Source organism: Clostridium sp. TJA085 (assembly GCF_058310235.1).
In genome coordinates this window covers 319,758-337,924 of record NZ_JBZEEZ010000001.1, presented here as the reverse complement: position 1 = coordinate 337,924, position 18,167 = coordinate 319,758, and the positions used below count along the sequence as shown (strand labels likewise).

Sequence of the window (18,167 nt, the reverse complement as noted above, 5' to 3'; positions counted from 1 at the left end):
CCTGTAACTAATATATATAATTGATTATTATCTTTATTTGGTGTTATACTATCCTTAAATTAAAGAAAAGAAAGGACGATAAACGTGGCATTAGACGGTATATTTTTAAACAGCTTAATCGATAATTTAAGAATTTCTATTATAAATTCTAAAATAGATAAAATAAATCAACCTGAAAAAGATGAAATTATTTTAACATTAAGAAAAGATAGAAAAAATATTAAACTATTAATCTCAGCATCTTCACAATTTGCTAGATTACATATTACCAATACTCAAAAAAATAACCCTCTTAAAGCTCCATTATATTTAATGGTTCTTAGAAAGTATTTACTTGGAGGTACTATAACAAACATAACTCAAAAAGATAATGATAGAATAATAACTCTTCATATTTCTTCTAGAGATGAGTTAGGTTTTGATAGCAAGTACCAATTAATTATTGAAATAATGGGAAGACATTCAAATATAACTTTAGTTCGTGAGCGTGACTTTAAAGTTATGGAATCAATAAAACATATTACTCCTGATATAAATAGTTTTAGAGTTTTATATCCAGGTGTTACTTATATCTATCCACCAAAATCTCAAAAATTAAATCCATTTAATTTTTCTAAGGAAGACTTTGAAAATATTATAAATGCTAACTCTTATGAAGTTAACGAAAATCTATTCTTTAATATATTTACCGGGATTAGTAAAACCTTTTCCAAGGAAATATTTTTAAATATTACTATTGATTATTATAACCCAATAACTTCAGAAAGGTTATACAAATTTGTTACAAATTTATTTAATAATTTAAAAAATAATATTAATTTTAATATATATATAAATGAAAATGGATTATTTAAAGATTTTTATTCAATAGATTTATTAAATGTTTATAAAAACTTAAGAAAAATAAATTATAAAGATCCATCAAAAATGTTAGATGATTTTTATTTTAAAAAAGATAAGCAAGAAAGACTTCATAGCAGATCTCAAAACTTACAAAAATTAATTAATACAAATATAGAACGTTGCAATAAAAAAGAAAAAATACTTAATTTAACATTAAAAGATTGTTTAATAAAAGATGATTTTAAAATTAAAGGTGATTTATTAACTTCTTATATATACAGCTTTAAAAAAGGTGATAAATTTGTTGAAGTGCAAAACTTTTATGATGAAAATTTACCTATCGAAAAAATTAAATTAAATCCAAATAAAACTCCATCTGAAAATATACAAATATATTATAAAAAATATAATAAATTAAAAAAAGCTGAAGAAGAAGCTAAAGTGCAACTTGAAAAAAATAAAACTGAATTAAATTATTTAAATTCAGTTCTTACTAATATTATAAATGCTGATTCTTATGATGAAATTGAAGAAATTAAAAATGAACTTATGGAAACAGGATACTTAAAATTTAAAAAATCAAACAAGAAAAAAATTATTAAGTCAAAGCCTCTACATTTTATATCTTCTGATAATATCGATATATATGTAGGTAAAAATAATTTACAAAATGATTATCTAAGCCTTAAATTTGCAAATAAAAATTTTATGTGGTTACATACTAAAGATATTCCTGGATCTCATGTAATAGTTTGCTCTAATGAAGTTCCTGATAATACATTAGAAGAAGCTGCTGTAATTGCTGCTTTTTATAGTAAAGCAAAAACATCATCAAAAGTTCCTGTAGATTACACTTTGGTAAAAAATTTAAAGAAACCAAACGGTGCTAAGCCTGGAATGGTTATTTATCATACTAACTATACTATGTATGTAGAACCTAAAGATTTTGAAACACTTAATTTAAATAAATAATAAAAAGTCTAGAAACTTATTAAAGTTTCTAGACTTTTTCATTATATTAAACATTGCATCAAAGTATCACCTTGATTTTTTATTAAGCTATTATCAAAATATTGGTAATAATAACATTTTAATTTACCATTATAAAGTTTTCTATTTTTAGTTGATTTTCTATTGAATGACTTTTCAAAATTTTCATATGATGTAAGGATATTAAATTCCCATTCTGAATACTTCTTTTTATATTCTCCAAATATTCTATAAAGCTCTTTTACTTCTCTTTCGTCACTTAATCTTTCCCCATATGGAGGATTAGATATTATGAAACCATATTTATGTTTATTTGAAAATACTCTAAAGTCTCTCTCTTGAAACTCTATATATTCATCCACACCAGCTTTTTTTGCATTTTCTTTTGCAACTTTTAAAACTCTATAATCTATATCATAACCTATAAGCTTTAAAGGCTTATTTTTTATAGCTTTTCTCGCACCATTTCTTACTTGATCATATATATTAGGTGGCATTGTTGGCCATTTTTCTGATACAAACTCTCTATTTAATCCTGGAGCAATATTTTGCATAATCATACAAGCTTCTATAAGTATTGTTCCTGAGCCACAAAATGGATCAATCAATATATACTCCTCTTTCCATCTTGATAATAAAACCATTGCTGATGCTAATGTTTCTTTAAGAGGTGCTGCTCCTGCATGTTCTCTATATCCTCTCTTATGAAGTCCAGCTCCTGATGTATCTATTGTAAGAGTTACTTTATCTTTTAATATAGCAACTTCTATTTTATATACTGGACCATCTTCACTAAATTTACTTATTCCGTAAGCTTCGCTCATTTGAGTTACTATTGCCTTCTTTACTATAGATTGACAATCCGGAACGCTATAAAGAGTTGATTTTATAGATTTTCCAACTACATGCATAACTCCATCTTTAGGAATTATTTTGCTCCAATTTACTTTTTTTGTACCTTGAAATAGCTCTTCAAAACTTCTTGCTTCAAATTCTGCCATTTTTATTAAAACTCTATCTGCCGTTCTTAAATGTATATTTGCTATTGCTATATCCATTTCATCTCCTTGGAAATGAACTTTACCATTTTCTGTCTTTAACCCTTCATATCCTAAAGCCTTAAGTTCTTTTGCAGTTACTCCTTCTATTCCAAAGGTTGTAGTTGCAATTAAATTGTATTCCATTAAATTCGCTCCTTTAAGTTTAAATTAAACTTCTTTTTGATATATTTTTACTGAATCTTCTCCATCAATTTCTTGTATTTTAACTCCAACAACTTCTTCTTTTGATGTTGGTATATTCTTTCCAACAAAGTCTGCTCTTATAGGTAATTCTTTATGTCCCCTATCTATAAGAACTGCTAATTCAATTACTTTAGGTCTTTCCACATCTATTATTGCATCCATAGCTGCTCTTGCTGTTCTACAAGTGTATAATACGTCATCAACTATTATTACTCTCTTATCTTTTATATCAACACCTAAATCAATACTCTTTAACTCTGGACTTTCATTATCTTTGCTTAAATCATCTCTATATAAAGTTATGTCAACTGAACCAACAGGTAATTCTATTCCTTCAATATCTTTTATGAAGTTAGATATTCTTTTAGCTAAAGGATATCCTCTTCTTTTTATACCTATTAAAACTAAATCATCTACGCCTTTATTTTTTTCAATTATCTCATGTGAAATTCTTATTAAACTTCTCTTTATAGCCTTATCATCTAATAAGTTTGCTTTTAATTTCATTTTTATCCTCCTATACATTATCTTTTCTTAAATTATTTAATAACACTTTATAATTTTCTGGAAGCTCTGATGAAAACTCCATATATTCTGAAGTTGAAGGATGAATAAATCCTAATGTTTTAGCATGTAACATTTGCCCTTCAGTTTTAAATTTACCTTTTTTAAAACCATATGTAGGATCTCCAACAAGTGGGTATCCAATAGATGCCATATGAACTCTAATTTGATGAGTTCTTCCAGTTTCTAAAACACACTTTACTAATGTAGAATTTCTAAATCTTTCTATAACTTCATAATGTGTCACTGCTCTTTTACCATCTTTACATATTGCTATTTTTAATCTATCTCTCTTAGATCTAGCTAAAGGCTTATCTATTGTTCCTTCATTTTGCTTCATTCTACCTTCAACCAATGCATAGTATTCTCTTTTCATAGAATGTTCTTTTAATTGTTCTGATAATTTATTATGAGCATCATCATTTTTTGCAATTACAAGTATACCAGTAGTATCTTTATCTATTCTATGAACTATACCTGGCCTTATAATTCCATTAATACTTGATAAATCTTTGCAATGATATAATAATGCATTAACTAGGGTTCCTGTATAATTCCCTGGAGCTGGATGGACAACCATTCCTTTTGGTTTATTTACTACTATTACATCTTTATCTTCATAAATTATATCTAATGGGATGTTTTCTGATTCAACAGCTAATTCTTTTGGTTCCTCAACAATTACCTTTATTTTATCATTTTCTTTTAATTTATAATTACTTTTTATTTTTTTATCATTTACCAATACTTTTTCACGTTCTATTAATCCTTGAATAAAACTTCTTGATTTTCCTTCTAATTTTGTTAAAAGAAATTTATCAATTCTAATGTTCTTTTCTTCATTTGTTATGCTATATATTAATTCATCCATTTTAAAATTCTCCTAAAACTTTATTACTTAACAATTATAATATATAGTATACTTTTACTCAACTATATCAATATATAAAAAAGTCGGCATTACAAAGTAATGCCGTTTTTTATTCTTCTTTATTTGCAAAAAAACTTTTTATCTCATCTAATTCACTTGATGAAACCCCTTCAACTACATTATCAACTATTTCCTCGTTATAATTAACATCTTTAATATCTAAATCTTCTATTGTATTTGTAATTGAATAATTTTTATTTATATCTTTCTCTAAATCATCAAAAGTTTCTAATTGTGTATTCATAAAATTTCTAAACTTAGCTCTAAACTTAATAAATTCCTGTTTTACTCTATCAAATTCATCATTTATTTGAATAACATCATTGTGTGCTTTATCTACTATTCTTTGTGCTGTTTCATTTGCATTCTTAACTATAAGTTCGGCCTCTTTTTGTGCACTTTCTTTTGCTTGATCTGCAGCATTTTGAGCTAAAACTAAAGTGTTTTGAATAGTTGATTCAATTTTAGCATAATGTTCTATTTGTTCTTCTAAAATTTCTAACTTTTCTTTAAGCTTTGAATTTTCTTTATATAGTTCTTCATAATTATCAACAACTTCATCTAAAAATTCATCTACTTCATCTGGAATATATCCTCTAAGACCCCTCTTAAATTCCTTATTATTTATATCCATTGGAGTTAATTTCATTATTTTCACACCTCTACTATGTATATTTTTTTATATCTATTTTACATTTTCCACTCTTTGTATATCCAGTACATTCCCCAAGTATGTACTTTCCATATTTTCTTATAGTTATTCTATCTTCCCTTTTTACCTCAAAACTTTTATCTCTTACTGTAGAATAATTTACAAGTACTAAACCCTCATCAATCATACTTTGAGCTATATTTCTTGATTTATTTATAAGCTTTGCAACTACAGAATCTATTCTCATAGATGAAATATTTATTGTAATATTTTCAAAATTATAAGTTACTTCATTTGTAGTTTTGTCAACTTCTTCTACATTACATTTTGCTTTTCCTATTTGAATTAAATTAGATATTATATAATCTTTTATATCTTCATGAACTACAACATAACAAGTATTATCTTTAACTATTAAATCACCAATCTTATTTCTTTCTAATCCTAATGATAGTATACTACCTAAATATTGATTATGAAATACTTTATTAAATTTCGTGTTTACTGTTATCTTAAGAAGAGCTATTGGAAAAGGTAAATAAAAGTTGTTATTAAAACATATCATACGTCTTTCGGAATCTTCAAAAACTCCTTCACTTTCAACCTTTAATCCATTTATCTTTTCTTCATCACAAAAAAATTTCCATATGTTTGGAGTATAAAATTCACTTCCAAACATAGGAATATCTCTATTATATGAAATTATCATTTTTTCATATAAATTTATTGCTTTATTTTTATCTTCACCTATAAATTTTTTAATTATAGTTTCTTTATTCATACTAAAAAACGCTTAACAATATTGATAAAATTATTGGTCTTATTAAATCTAATATAATAATTGCAAATATAGGTGATAAATCAATTGGTAAATTTCCTAAAAATTTATATTGTATCATTCGAAATGGCTTCAAAATAGGATCTGTAAAACTTGTTATAATACTCATTATTCCATTATTTCTATCTCTTATAACCCAAGATAATATACATTCTAAAATAATGGCTAATTCTATTATACGAAAAAGGGAGTTAATAAAATTAACTAAAAAGCTTTGCATATAATATCCTCCTATTATTTAGACCAATTAAATAAAGCTTTTGAAGTTAACTCACTTTTTAACTCACTAGTTACCTCAACATTTGAAGGTGATAGTAAATATACTCTTTTTTCTATTTCTTGTATATCTCCATGTAATGCATAACAAGAACCACCAATAAAATCTAACAATCTTTGAGCTGTTCTTATATCAAGATTAGTTGTATTAACTACTACTATTCTTCTATTTCTTATAGCATCACATATTTCCATAGCTTCTTCATATGCAGTAGGTTTTGTTATTAAAACTTTAGCTGATGCTGAAGTATGAATATTTACAACCTTGTTTGATCTCTTTCCTGATACTGCAGGTGCTGAAATATTCTCATCTGTTTCAGTAACATCCTCATCTATTTCTTCGATTTCATCTGCAAATCCATCATCATCAAAATCTTCATCAAAATCTCCAAAACCTAAAATATTTTTCATCTTTGATATCATATTTGCCATAAAAATTCCTCCTAAATATTATAATTTCTTTCTCCAAATATTCCAGTTCCTATACGAATCATATTAGAACCTTCTTCTATTGCTATTTTATAATCATGTGTCATCCCCATTGATAATATTTCCATATTTATATTATTAAAAGATCTTTCTTTTAATTTTGAAAATATATCATAAGTTTGCTTAAAATAATACCTATTACTTTCATCATTTCCTTTTGGAATGATAACCATTATACCCTTAACTTTCACAAATTTACATTCTTCAATTTTCTCTATAAGCTCTTCTAAATTTTCAAGTAAAATCCCTGTTTTACTTTCTTCCCTTCCTATATTTATTTGGATTAAAGTATTAGCTACAACATTGCTTTTTCCAAATAATTCTTCTATTTTTTCTAAAAGCTTAATACTTGAAAGGGAATGAATTAAATGTACCTTGCCTACAATATATTTAACTTTATTAGTTTGCAAGTTACCTATAAGATGCCATCTTACATCTTTATGAAATACCTCTTCTTTTCTAATTAATTCTTGAACTTTATTTTCAGCAAAATCTCTTAATCCAAAATCATAAGCCTCTTCCATTTCTTCTATAGTTCTAGTTTTAGAAACTGCTAATAATTTTACGCTTTTAGGTAAATTATTTTCTATGGTTTCTATATTTTTCTTAATACTCATAAAAGCCTCCTTAATTAATAGTTTCTACCCTAAATAATATTATTCTTCATTTATTTTCAAATTCCTCTAATTTATATATATTTTTTTATATATTTCATATTTTTTATCAATTAGCTACATATTCCTTCATATATTCATTGTGCATTATCTTAGATGTAGCTGGCATAACTATATTTTCTTTTATTTCTATATTAACTGATAATTGTCTAATCATAAGTTCTCTAATATGACTTCCTTCCTCTAATAAAGAAGTTTTCATAACTTCTGGATCTCCTATTGCATATATGTAAAATGGTGCATATTCTGTTGTTTCATCCCCAAAACCCAAAAAAGCCCAATTACATATAACACCACTACCTGGTGTAACTCTATGATTATTTATACTTATAGCTTCTGCCCCTGCTTTTCTTAAATCATTCAAAACTAATGCCATATCATTATCATGAAATATTTTTGATTTAGTTTCAAAATCTGTATCCTTATTTAAATCAATATTTCCATCATTTATTTTTATTAAAAGTCCTGGACCTTGAACTTCTGTAAGTCCTGTTATCATACTATAATCTTTAAGCTGTAATTTCATACTATCTAATATTTTATCTTGTTTTTTATCATCATACTTATATTTATTTATAGTTTCTTGAGTTTTAATATTATTTTCTCTTAAGCTTTCAACCTCTTTATATAAATCTCTCTTTTCATTTATTGCATCTTTATATTGTTTTGCACTTAAGCTTAAATTCCTTTCTATTATTTGATTAAAGTTTATATTAAACGATATGAGCATACCTAAAAATATAGCTGCAATAAAAACTATAAATCCGCCCTTTATTTTCATACCTTTTTCTCGCTATGTCTTGATCTAAGTTTTTCTATCAGTAATCTTCGTATTATTGCGAAATTATTAAATATTCTTCCACCAAATACTATTACTGCTGCAATATAAATAGGTATTCCAAGCTTATCTCCAAGATATGCTAAACCAGCAGCCAATAAAGAATTTCCAAAAAAACCTGAAATAAATATATCAGCTTGAAAACTATTTGATAGATTAGCTCTTATTGCTCCAAAGACAGAATCTAAGCACGCCAATATAGCAACAGACATATACGGTGAAAGCTTATCTGGAATATTTATATCAAATATAAAGCCAAATACTATACCTATTAATAGTCCTATAAATGGTACCATTATTTCTCCTCCTTTTTTTCAACTGGTTTTAAATAATCACTTTTTATAGTTTGAGTTGTTTTATCTATAATTATATTATCACTTTGTTCAACCTCACAATTATAATTTTGAAGTGCTCCAAAATCTAAAGACCCCGGAAAATTCAATCCAACATTTAACCTTGCCTTATCCCCTATTGCTTTTATTGTTATAGGTTCCTTAGGACTAACTTTACCAGCACTTCCAATCCATATATAATTACTTGAATTTTTTATACCAGTTTGTGGAGTTATCCTGTATCCATTTACTGAAATTGCCTCAGCCTTTGAATACCAAAGTAAATTAATAATATGTACTAATTCTTCTTCAGTAATCCCTCTCCCCATTTCTTCTGTATTACTTCCAAATATTGATGTCTTTGGAGTTATCTTTATAGTAACTCCTGGTCCTTTTACATCTACAAGCCCTAATTGCATCCTAGCTGAATCTAATTGGTTTTTTATTTCTTTCCCAACATTACCTTCTTTTGAAGCTGATTCTTCTAAATTTTTCAATTCTTCTCCTAATGAATTATTTTTCTTTTGAAGTTCTTCCTTTTCCTTCTTTAAACTATCAATTTCTGCAATTATATCACTTTTATTGTAACTGTCTATTCCTGTTTCATTATTTATTTTTAATATTTTAAACTGATATGCTAATAAAAATCCTAATATAGCACATACAGCAGCAATAGAAATCTGTGAAACTGATTTCTTCATTTATATATAACCTCCTCTATTTTCTCTCTCTAATTACAGGAGCTCCTTCAAAACTTACATCTATATATCCATTTTTCATATCAACTTTTTGTTCTTTTAACCCACTTAAAATATTTAGAGCATCATTCATTTTTTTAACTAAATCATCTCCATTTCCAATCCTTACTTCAGTAGTACCAAAATATACTATTATTGAATTAAGATTTGAAACATTAACATTAGTTATATTATGTTTTGTAGTATTTGCTTGTTTTATCTTATACAATTCTTTTAGAAAATCTTCTAACCTTGTATCATCCTTAGTATCAATATATTTACTTCCTAAAGTTTCATTTCCAGAGTTTAACCCTGTTATTTCTATCAAATTTTTTCCATTCAAATTATTTACTTTTTCTAAAAAAATAAAATCAGAACTTATAATATCGTATCCGTTATTAGATTTTACATAATACGCTACATTCTTTTCTGTAATATCAACTTTAAGTGTTGATGGAAACTTTCTTGATATAGAGATTTCATTTATATATGGATCTGATTTAAGTTTTGTTTTTATATCATTACTTTTAATAAAAAATATATTTTCTTCCTTAACACCTTGAAGTTTATCAACTATAAGATTTTTAGAAATTAATTTATTTCCACTTACTTCTATATTCTTTATTAAAAACATATTTGATTTTGTGATAAATAATCCTAATGCAACTAATATTAAAATTAATATAAAAATACTTCGCTTTATCATCCTTTTCCGTCTAGCTTTTTTTATATATCTATTTTCTGATGTTCCCATACATTTACCTATCCTCACATATTTTATATATACATTAATATAATACCATTGTTCATATAAATTTTCATCAAAAAATTCTTAACAAGGAATTAATTATTTTATATTGCCCATTAAAAAACTTAGTAGTGTTATTACTACTAAGCCTTTTTTTCATTTATATTCTTAATCTTTTCTTTGCCTTCAACTTGTCTTGATATATTAAGTAATATACCCATAGCTATTAAGTTGATTACAAGGGATGTTCCTCCATAACTTATAAATGGTAGTGGAACTCCTGTTACTGGCATTGATCCAGTAACAACAGCTATATTTATTATAGATTGTACTGCTATAACGGATGTTATTCCTATAGCTAAAAGACTTCCAAAAGTATCCCTAGCTTTTATAGCAACTCTTATTCCTCTCCAAACAAATACAACAAATAATAATATGATTACTATACAACCTATTAACCCTAATTCTTCTCCTATTATAGAAAATATAAAGTCATTATGTGGCTCTGGCATATAAAGCATCTTTTGTCTTGATTGCCCAAGTCCTAAACCTGTTACTCCACCAGCTCCTAATGCATAGAATGACTGTATTAATTGATATCCATTTCCTGCTGGATCCTTCCAAGGATTTATAAAATTTAACATTCTTGCTCTTCTATACGGTTCTAAAAATGCAAATGCTGCTGCCGCCGCTCCTAAAGTTGGCATAACAAGGCCAAACATATGCTGATTTCTAGCACCTGATGAATATACCATGATAAACGTAACAATCATAATAACTGAAGCTATACTTAAATTTTTCTCAGCAAGTACTAAACCTGCAAATATACCAGCAATTAAAAAGCAAGGAATTACACCTTTTTTTAGACTTTTTACATAATCTCCTTTTCTTTCTAAAAACATTGCTAAATAAAGTACAACTACATATTTTGCAAGTTCTGAAGGTTGAAATGAAAGTGGTCCAAGTTGAATCCATCTTTTTGCTCCATTAACACCCGGAAAAGCAAAAACAGCTAATAATGCTAATATAGTTATTGGGATTAATGGTAGTATTATCTTCTTAAGCTTATGATAATCTACTGACATCATAATCATCATAGATACAACACCTAAAACACTCCATATAAGCTGTCTTTTCAAATAATGCATACTATCATTATTATGAAACATAGCATAATAAGAACTTGCTGAATATACCATTACAACCCCAACAGCAAGTAATAATATTATGGTACAAAACACACCATAATCAATTTCACCCATTCTCTTCCCTTTGGGTCTTAATTTTCTCATACAAAACTTCCTCCGCTATATATTATTAAAGTGATAAACCTCCTATAATACAAAGGATAATAGTTACTAATGAAAATACAAATACTACTTTCTTTTCTGACCAGCCTAATTGTTCAAAATGATGATGAACTGGAGCCATTTTAAAAACTCTTTTACCAGTTGTTTTGAATGAAACTACTTGTATTATTACTGATAAAGTTTCAAAAACATATATACCTCCAACTATTGCAAGAATGATTGGATTCTTTAAAAGTAATGCTATACTTGCAACAGCACCACCTAATGCTAGTGATCCAGTATCACCCATAAATATTTTTGCTGGATATTTATTATATTTTAAGAAGCCTAAAAGTGCTCCTATTAAAGCTACGCAAAATACTGTTATTTGATAATTTCCTTGTCTATAAGACATTATGCTAAAGAATATTAAAACTATAACTGTAACACTTGAAGCTAATCCATCTAATCCATCAGTAAGATTTACAGCATTTGTCGCTCCTGCATAATATAAAATCACAAATGGAATATATATTATTCCAAGGTTTAAATCTATTCCTAAGAACGGAATTACTATACTTGTTCCAAGAACATTATAGCTATAATAAGCCATTGCTATTGAAAATAATAAAAGTAATAACATCTTTTGCCATGCTCTTAATCCTAAGTTATTTTTGTGTATTATCTTTAACATATCATCTAAAAATCCAATAAAACCAAAGGCTATCATTGAATATAATATTATCATCCCTTCATCTGATAACTTATATCTCATAACAAACATTACAATTGTAACTGATATTATAAATATGACTCCTCCCATTGTTGGAGTACCAGCTTTTTTAAAATGGCTTTTTGGCCCCTCTTCTCTTATATTTTGGCCAAATTTAAATTTGTGTAACATCGGTATAAATATTGGTCCTAATACTATTGATATAACAAAACCTAATATTAACGCTAATGCTAACACCATAAATGGACTACTAAAACTACTTAAAAATTCCCCCATCTTTACTACTAAAGAAATCTACTTTAGTAGTTCACCTCCTTCGTTGTTATTTTATATTTTTTAATTTTTCGACTATTTCTTCGAATTTTTCTCCTCTTGATGCTTTAACTAATACTACATCCCCAGGTTTAATAATTGAATTTAAGTCGTTTATTAAATTTACCTTTGTATTATATAATTTTATTCTATTTTTTTCAAAACCTTCTTTGAAATCATCTATATGTTCACCACATGATATAAGTAAATCAACTCTATCTTTTGCATACTCTCCAACTTCTTTATGACATCTATTAGCTTCATCACCTAATTCTCTCATAGTGCCTAGTATTGCAATTTTTCTTTTTCCTTCTCTATCTTTTAATACATCAAGAGCTGCTTTCATAGAATCTGGACTAGCATTATAACAATCATTAATTATTTCTATTCCAAATTCATTTTCTATAAATTCTAATCTCATAGATGTAGCCTCTAAATTTTTAAGACCTTCTTTTATTTCATCTACTATTAAACCTAATTTATATGATGCAGCAATGCCTAGTAAAGCATTTAGAACGTTATGAATACCTACCATTGGTAATGTTATTGTATTCATTTCTCCATTATAGTTAAAATCAAAAGATGTTGTTTCTTTATCTAATTTAATATTTTTAGCAAAATAATTACAATTTTGATTATATCCAATATTTATTATTTCATACATATTACTATTAACAGTTTGAAGCATATCATCTTCACTATTTAATATAAGAATATTATTTTTATTAAAGAAATCAGTTATTTCCATCTTCGCTTTTAATATATTTTCTCTAGTTTTTAAATTTTCTATATGAGAAACTCCTATATTAGTTATTATAGCAATATCAGGCTTTGCACATTCGGCAAGATTATGAATTTCATTAAAATTACTCATTCCCATTTCAAGAACAGCAACATCAATTGAACTATCAAGTTCTAATACCATAAGTGGAAGTCCTATTTCATTATTAAAATTCCCTTTTGTTTTAAAAACTTTATATTTTCCACTTAAAAACGCACTTACCAAATCTTTAGTAGATGTTTTTCCTGTAGACCCTGTTATGGCAACTACTTTTATTCCTAACTTTTCTCTATATCCTCTTGCAATGCTTAATAAAGCCTTCTTTGTATCTTTAACTTTAATTACAATACCATTTATTTCTTCTTCATTATATAAAACTTCATCAACTATAGCTATTGAAGCACCCTTTTCGAAAGCTTCCTTAACATACTTATTTCCATTAAAATTCTCACCTTTTAATGCTAAAAATATATTATCTTTTTCAATTTTTCTAGTATCAGTTGATAATTTATTGAATTTTTTATTTTTATTATTTAAAATTATTTCTCCTTCGCTATATTTTAGTAACTCCTCAAATGTCATTTCCATAATAACTACACCCCTAGTTCTTTTTTAAAATTTCATCTATTACTTCTCTTTCATCAAAGTGAATTGTTTTATCTTTTAAAATTTGATACGTTTCATGACCTTTACCTGCTATAACAATTACATCATCTTTTTTAGCAATATTTATAGCCTTTTCTATAGCTTCGTATCTACTTGTTATTTTAATAAAATTATCTTTATCTATTCCTTGTATTACATCTTTTATAATTAATTCAGGTTCTTCACTTCTTGGATTATCTGATGTAATTATTGCAATATCTGAATAATCTACACCTATTTTTCCCATTTGTGGTCTCTTGACTTTATCCCTATCTCCACCGCAACCAAATACTGATATTAAATTTCCTTTAGTAAATTGTCTTGCAGTTTTTAATATATTTTCTAATCCATCTGGAGTATGTGCATAATCTATTATTATTTCAAATGGAAGATTATACTTTCTAGCTACCCTTTCACATCTACCTGGTACAACTATTTCTTTTAATCCTTTTTTTATATTTTCTAATGATATACCAAGTGAATAACATGCACCAATAGCCCCTAATGCATTATATACGTTATATTCCCCTGGAATAGGAAGTAGAATATTTTTTTCTCTCTCATCTTTAACTTTTAAATCAAATATTATGTCCATACTTTCTAACTTTTCATTTTCAGCCTTTATATCAGCATTATTTTTTATACTGTAAGTTAAGTAATTATTTATATTTTCTTTTTCTAAATCTTTTGTTATTCTATTACCATATTTATCATCTATATTTATTATACTTACTTCTGTTCTTTCAAACAATTTATATTTTGCTTTATAGTAATTTTCAAATGTTTTATGAAAATCTAAATGATCTCTTGTTAAATTAGTAAAGATTGAAGTTTTAAACTTCACTCCATAAACTCTATCTAATTCTAAAGAATGTGAAGATACTTCCATAACACAATATTTAACACCTTCGTTTACCATATTACAAAATAATTCTTGTAACTCCAATGATTCTGGTGTTGTTCTTTCTGATTTTATTTGCTTATCCCCTATGTAGTTAGCAATAGTTCCTATAAGTCCTACCTTTTCTCCTAAACTTTCTAATATACTTTTTATCATAAAGGCTGTTGTAGTTTTACCATTAGTTCCTGTTATACCTATTATTTCTAATTTTTCAGAAGGTCTTCCATAGTAATTAGCTCCTATACTTGCAAGTGCTTTTCTTGTATCATCAAATTTTATTATTGTAACATCTTCATTTATATTTATATCATCTTGACAAATAATAACTTTAGCACCTTTTTTTATTGCACTATCTACAAATTTATGTCCATCACTTTCAAATCCCTTTATACATACAAAAACATCTTTATCTTGTACTTTTCTACTATCATAGTTAATTTTATTTATTTCTCTATCTATATCCCCTTTTATTAATTTATAATTTAACCCATCTAATAATTTAGCTAAATTCATTTAATCATCTCCTTTAATAATATGCACTTTACTTAGCTATAATTACATTTACTCTTTAAAATAGCATGTAAGGATAACCCTTACATGCTATAACAATTAAAGAATTTAATCTTTATAATCTGAATTTAATGTTAACTTAACACTAGTTCCCTTATTAATTAATTCTCCACTAGGTACATTTTGATCAGTTACTTTGCCTTCACCTTCAAAAATAGCAGATATTCCAAGACCTTTTAAAAGATTTGATGCAGCATCTTTTGAGTACCCTCTAACATCAGGCATTATAACAGCTTCTTTGTTATTATCATTTCCATTAGTATATAATGTTACCTTAGTACCTTCCTTAACTGAATAGCCTGGATATGGTTTAACACTCTTTACTGTTGTTCCATTTCCTTCTATATTATAATCTAACTTTGAATCTTTTAAAATCTTTTTAGCCTCTTCAATACTTTTACCTCTTACTTCTGGTATTATAGCATCTCTAATTATAGCTGAATCATTCTCTTTAGAAAAGTCACTTTCTAAATAATTAAAAATATCAGTAAATAAAGATTTTGCCACAGGACTTGTTACAACCCCAGCATAATATGCTCCATTACTTGGTTCATCAATTGTTATCATAACTGTTATCTTCGGATCACTAACTGGAGCCATACCTACAAATGAAGATATATATTTGCCTTGTTCATAAGTACCATTCTCTGGATTAACCTTTTGAGCAGTACCAGTTTTTCCACCAATATGATATCCTTCTATAAATGTACCCTTTGCAGAACCTGCTGTAACAACTCTTTCTAAGTATTGTCTAAGTTGTGCTGTAGTCTCTTTATCTGAAACAGCCTTCTCTGTTGGCTCAAACTTTCTATCTACTACCTCAACTCCACTATCATCTTTATGAGTTATTTCTTTCATAATATGAGGTTGTATTAATGTACCACCATTTGCAATAGCATTAAAGGCAGACATATATTGAACAGAATTTACAGTATTAGTTTGTCCAAATGATATTGTAGCTAAATCTGTTGCTGAAATATTTTTAGGATTCTTTATTATTCCTGATGCTTCTCCAGGAAGGTCTATACCGCTTTTTTTACCAAATCCATATTTATCAATATATTTATATAATTTATCTTTACCAATCTTTTCACCAAGTTCCATAAATCCTACGTTACATGAATTTTGAATTATTTCAGGAAATGTCAACTTACCATGTCCTGTAGTTTTCCAACATTTTATTTTTCTTTTTCCAAATGTTAAACCTCCGTTACATACAAATGTATCGTCTGGTTTTACAACACCTTCTTGCATAGCAGCAATTGCCGTTATTACTTTAAAAATTGAACCTGGTTCAAATGTATCATTTACAAGTCTATTTCTCCACATTTTTTGAACTTTATCATACTCTGTTTTTCCTGTAAATTTATCAGCACCTTCAAAAGGATTATTAGGGTTAAAATCTGGCTTATTTGCCATAGCTAATATTTCACCATTTTTAGGATTAAATACTAAAACTGATGTTGCTTTTGCCTTATTATCCTTTAAAGCTTTTTCTGCTGCCTTTTCTGCAAAAAACTGAATATTTTCATCTATAGTTAAAACAACATCTTTTCCTTCAACTGGAGGAACAAATTTTGATATTGTATATGGTAAATCATTACTCTTACTATCTAATTCTGCAATTCTCATTCCTGGTATTCCTGATAATTCTTTATTATATTGAAGTTCTACTCCCGTTAATCCTTGACCATCTATATTAGTACTACCTAAAAGATGAGCTGCAAAATTATTATTTGGATAATATCTCTTTGTATCTGGTGAAACTATAACACCATGTATTTTTAAATCTTTAACTTTATCAGCTTGGTCTTTTTCTATTCTTCTCACTAAAGTTGCTGATCCAGCTGGAGCACCACTTGGTAATTTAGTTTCAAGTTTCTTTAAAACATCAGCTTCTTTCATATTAAGAGCTTCTGCTATTTTAGGTGCTATTTGACTATTTGTTAATTCATTATCTTTTAAATATGCTCTTATAGAATTTAAATCAAAATCTACTCTATATACATTTGCTGAAACAGCAAGTTCTGATCCATTTCTATCTAATATTCTTCCTCTTCTTGCATCAATCTTAACTTCGCTTGTCCATTGTTCTTCAGCTCTTGCTTCATAATCTTGTCTTTTAACAATCATTATATAAGATAATCTAATTGTCAAAACTACAAATATTAATGTTAAAAAACCTACAACGACTCCAATCCTTTTTCTAGTTAGAGCTCTATCAACAAAGCCTCTTTTTTTCACTTTAACTCCTCCGTATAATTGCTAAAACACTTTGGATGCACTTTAAAATATTGAAAGTGCATCCAAATATTTTTTAAACTCTTTAAATCTATCTTGCTAGTCCATTTAAACAATCTTTTGATAAATCGATATTTACCTTATCAGCTTTAGCTGGTGGAATCATACCTAATTTACTTTTTGCTTTTTCCTCTATTCCTTTAAGTGATGAATGTTTCAATAAATCTACCCTTAATGCTTCATTTTCATTGTTTACAACTTTTATTTCATTACTTATATTTCCAACCTGTGTTTGTAAATTATAAACTTTTGTATCTCTCCAAATTGTAGCAACCCCTAAAACAAATATAACTAATGCAACTTGAATAGTTGAATTTATTTTTTTCTTTTTTTGTAACGTAGCTAATTTTTTCTTTTTATTGTTTTTTTGATTCTTTCTTTGCTTATCTTTTTTTATGTCATCGTATTTTCTTTGAGGTTTTACTGCAGTATTCCCTCTAACATAATCAAAATCCTTCACTATCACTTTATTCACATCC

Annotated in this window: 19 protein-coding genes; 1 reads left to right on the top strand and 18 read right to left on the bottom strand. The window is 26.9% G+C overall.

The genetic code is table 11. From position 1 onward, the window contains the following. The first annotated feature begins 84 nt into the window (after positions 1–84). Entirely contained in the window at positions 85–1,815 is a 1,731-nt protein-coding gene (locus AC4FQW_RS01650; RefSeq protein WP_491146885.1) for an Rqc2 family fibronectin-binding protein, read from the top strand. A gap of 41 nt (positions 1,816–1,856) precedes the next feature. Here the strand turns inward: AC4FQW_RS01650 and AC4FQW_RS01645 are convergent, their stop codons facing one another. The 18 genes from AC4FQW_RS01645 to ftsL all read right to left on the bottom strand — a co-directional run bounded on the left by AC4FQW_RS01645 (position 1,857) and on the right by ftsL (position 18,154). Further along, entirely contained in the window at positions 1,857–3,017 is a 1,161-nt protein-coding gene (locus AC4FQW_RS01645) for a THUMP domain-containing class I SAM-dependent RNA methyltransferase (RefSeq protein ID WP_491146884.1), read from the bottom strand. Positions 3,018–3,041: 24 nt separating this feature from the next. Next, complete coding sequence (gene pyrR / locus AC4FQW_RS01640; protein WP_303128999.1) at positions 3,042–3,584, bottom strand: bifunctional pyr operon transcriptional regulator/uracil phosphoribosyltransferase PyrR; 543 nt, start codon at positions 3,582–3,584, stop codon at positions 3,042–3,044. 10 nt (positions 3,585–3,594) lie between these two features. Then, positions 3,595–4,512, bottom strand: a complete 918-nt coding sequence (locus AC4FQW_RS01635; protein WP_491146883.1) for an RluA family pseudouridine synthase — start codon at positions 4,510–4,512, stop codon at positions 3,595–3,597. Positions 4,513–4,621: 109 nt separating this feature from the next. After that, positions 4,622–5,221, bottom strand: a complete 600-nt coding sequence (locus AC4FQW_RS01630; protein ID WP_303129003.1) for a DivIVA domain-containing protein — start codon at positions 5,219–5,221, stop codon at positions 4,622–4,624. A 16-nt stretch (positions 5,222–5,237) separates the two neighbouring features. Further along, positions 5,238–6,005, bottom strand: coding sequence for a YlmH family RNA-binding protein (locus AC4FQW_RS01625; RefSeq protein ID WP_491146882.1), 768 nt, complete (start codon positions 6,003–6,005; stop codon positions 5,238–5,240). 1 nt (position 6,006) lies between these two features. After that, positions 6,007–6,282, bottom strand: a complete 276-nt coding sequence (locus tag AC4FQW_RS01620; RefSeq protein ID WP_491146881.1) for a YggT family protein — start codon at positions 6,280–6,282, stop codon at positions 6,007–6,009. Positions 6,283–6,296: 14 nt separating this feature from the next. Next, positions 6,297–6,770 carry a cell division protein SepF gene (locus AC4FQW_RS01615; protein WP_303129007.1) on the bottom strand — a complete coding sequence of 158 codons (474 nt, stop codon included), beginning with the start codon at positions 6,768–6,770 and terminating at the stop codon, positions 6,297–6,299. Between the two features lie 11 nt (positions 6,771–6,781). Then, positions 6,782–7,444, bottom strand: coding sequence for a YggS family pyridoxal phosphate-dependent enzyme (locus AC4FQW_RS01610; RefSeq protein WP_491146880.1), 663 nt, complete (start codon positions 7,442–7,444; stop codon positions 6,782–6,784). Between the two features lie 106 nt (positions 7,445–7,550). Then, positions 7,551–8,282 carry a DUF881 domain-containing protein gene (locus tag AC4FQW_RS01605; RefSeq protein ID WP_303129010.1) on the bottom strand — a complete coding sequence of 244 codons (732 nt, stop codon included), beginning with the start codon at positions 8,280–8,282 and terminating at the stop codon, positions 7,551–7,553. Then, positions 8,279–8,635, bottom strand: coding sequence for a small basic family protein (locus tag AC4FQW_RS01600; protein ID WP_303129012.1), 357 nt, complete (start codon positions 8,633–8,635; stop codon positions 8,279–8,281). The genes AC4FQW_RS01605 and AC4FQW_RS01600 overlap by 4 nt, the downstream gene beginning before the upstream one ends. After that, on the bottom strand, positions 8,635–9,372 hold the full coding sequence (locus AC4FQW_RS01595) for a DUF881 domain-containing protein (protein WP_491146879.1): 738 nt from the start codon (positions 9,370–9,372) through the stop codon (positions 8,635–8,637). Before AC4FQW_RS01595 ends, AC4FQW_RS01600 begins: the two co-directional genes overlap by 1 nt. Positions 9,373–9,388: 16 nt before the next feature. After that, positions 9,389–10,162: a cell division protein FtsQ/DivIB gene (locus AC4FQW_RS01590; RefSeq protein WP_491146878.1), complete on the bottom strand. Its 774-nt coding sequence runs from the start codon at positions 10,160–10,162 to the stop codon at positions 9,389–9,391. 137 nt (positions 10,163–10,299) lie between these two features. Continuing rightward, positions 10,300–11,448: a stage V sporulation protein E gene (spoVE, locus tag AC4FQW_RS01585; RefSeq protein ID WP_303129018.1), complete on the bottom strand. Its 1,149-nt coding sequence runs from the start codon at positions 11,446–11,448 to the stop codon at positions 10,300–10,302. Positions 11,449–11,473: 25 nt separating this feature from the next. Beyond that, positions 11,474–12,454, bottom strand: a complete 981-nt coding sequence (gene mraY / locus AC4FQW_RS01580; protein ID WP_491146877.1) for a phospho-N-acetylmuramoyl-pentapeptide-transferase — start codon at positions 12,452–12,454, stop codon at positions 11,474–11,476. 46 nt (positions 12,455–12,500) lie between these two features. Next, positions 12,501–13,859: a UDP-N-acetylmuramoyl-tripeptide--D-alanyl-D-alanine ligase gene (locus tag AC4FQW_RS01575; protein ID WP_491146876.1), complete on the bottom strand. Its 1,359-nt coding sequence runs from the start codon at positions 13,857–13,859 to the stop codon at positions 12,501–12,503. A gap of 13 nt (positions 13,860–13,872) precedes the next feature. Beyond that, positions 13,873–15,330: a UDP-N-acetylmuramoyl-L-alanyl-D-glutamate--2,6-diaminopimelate ligase gene (locus AC4FQW_RS01570; protein ID WP_491146875.1), complete on the bottom strand. Its 1,458-nt coding sequence runs from the start codon at positions 15,328–15,330 to the stop codon at positions 13,873–13,875. A gap of 105 nt (positions 15,331–15,435) precedes the next feature. After that, positions 15,436–17,631 (bottom strand): stage V sporulation protein D, encoded by a 2,196-nt coding sequence (locus AC4FQW_RS01565; RefSeq protein ID WP_303129024.1) that lies wholly within the window; start codon positions 17,629–17,631, stop codon positions 15,436–15,438. An 88-nt stretch (positions 17,632–17,719) separates the two neighbouring features. Next, the gene (ftsL, locus tag AC4FQW_RS01560) at positions 17,720–18,154 is read right to left on the bottom strand and encodes a cell division protein FtsL (RefSeq protein WP_491146874.1); all 435 of its coding nucleotides are present in this window, start codon (positions 18,152–18,154) and stop codon (positions 17,720–17,722) included. Positions 18,155–18,167 lie beyond the last annotated feature (13 nt).

Excerpts from the sequence above, each read along its gene's own strand:
- AC4FQW_RS01615 (WP_303129007.1), bottom strand. The coding sequence starts at position 6,770 with ATGGCAAATATGATATCAAAGATGAAAAATATTTTAGGTTTTGGAGAT.
- pyrR (WP_303128999.1), bottom strand. The coding sequence starts at position 3,584 with ATGAAATTAAAAGCAAACTTATTAGATGATAAGGCTATAAAGAGAAGT.
- AC4FQW_RS01610 (WP_491146880.1), bottom strand. The coding sequence starts at position 7,444 with ATGAGTATTAAGAAAAATATAGAAACCATAGAAAATAATTTACCTAAA.
- spoVE (WP_303129018.1), bottom strand. The coding sequence starts at position 11,448 with ATGAGAAAATTAAGACCCAAAGGGAAGAGAATGGGTGAAATTGATTAT.
- AC4FQW_RS01645 (WP_491146884.1), bottom strand. The coding sequence starts at position 3,017 with ATGGAATACAATTTAATTGCAACTACAACCTTTGGAATAGAAGGAGTA.
- mraY (WP_491146877.1), bottom strand. The coding sequence starts at position 12,454 with ATGGGGGAATTTTTAAGTAGTTTTAGTAGTCCATTTATGGTGTTAGCA.
- AC4FQW_RS01630 (WP_303129003.1), bottom strand. The coding sequence starts at position 5,221 with ATGAAATTAACTCCAATGGATATAAATAATAAGGAATTTAAGAGGGGT.
- AC4FQW_RS01595 (WP_491146879.1), bottom strand. The coding sequence starts at position 9,372 with ATGAAGAAATCAGTTTCACAGATTTCTATTGCTGCTGTATGTGCTATA.
- AC4FQW_RS01570 (WP_491146875.1), bottom strand. The coding sequence starts at position 15,330 with ATGAATTTAGCTAAATTATTAGATGGGTTAAATTATAAATTAATAAAA.
- AC4FQW_RS01625 (WP_491146882.1), bottom strand. The coding sequence starts at position 6,005 with ATGAATAAAGAAACTATAATTAAAAAATTTATAGGTGAAGATAAAAAT.
- AC4FQW_RS01605 (WP_303129010.1), bottom strand. The coding sequence starts at position 8,282 with ATGAAAATAAAGGGCGGATTTATAGTTTTTATTGCAGCTATATTTTTA.
- AC4FQW_RS01575 (WP_491146876.1), bottom strand. The coding sequence starts at position 13,859 with ATGGAAATGACATTTGAGGAGTTACTAAAATATAGCGAAGGAGAAATA.
- AC4FQW_RS01600 (WP_303129012.1), bottom strand. The coding sequence starts at position 8,635 with ATGGTACCATTTATAGGACTATTAATAGGTATAGTATTTGGCTTTATA.
- AC4FQW_RS01620 (WP_491146881.1), bottom strand. The coding sequence starts at position 6,282 with ATGCAAAGCTTTTTAGTTAATTTTATTAACTCCCTTTTTCGTATAATA.
- AC4FQW_RS01590 (WP_491146878.1), bottom strand. The coding sequence starts at position 10,162 with ATGGGAACATCAGAAAATAGATATATAAAAAAAGCTAGACGGAAAAGG.
- AC4FQW_RS01635 (WP_491146883.1), bottom strand. The coding sequence starts at position 4,512 with ATGGATGAATTAATATATAGCATAACAAATGAAGAAAAGAACATTAGA.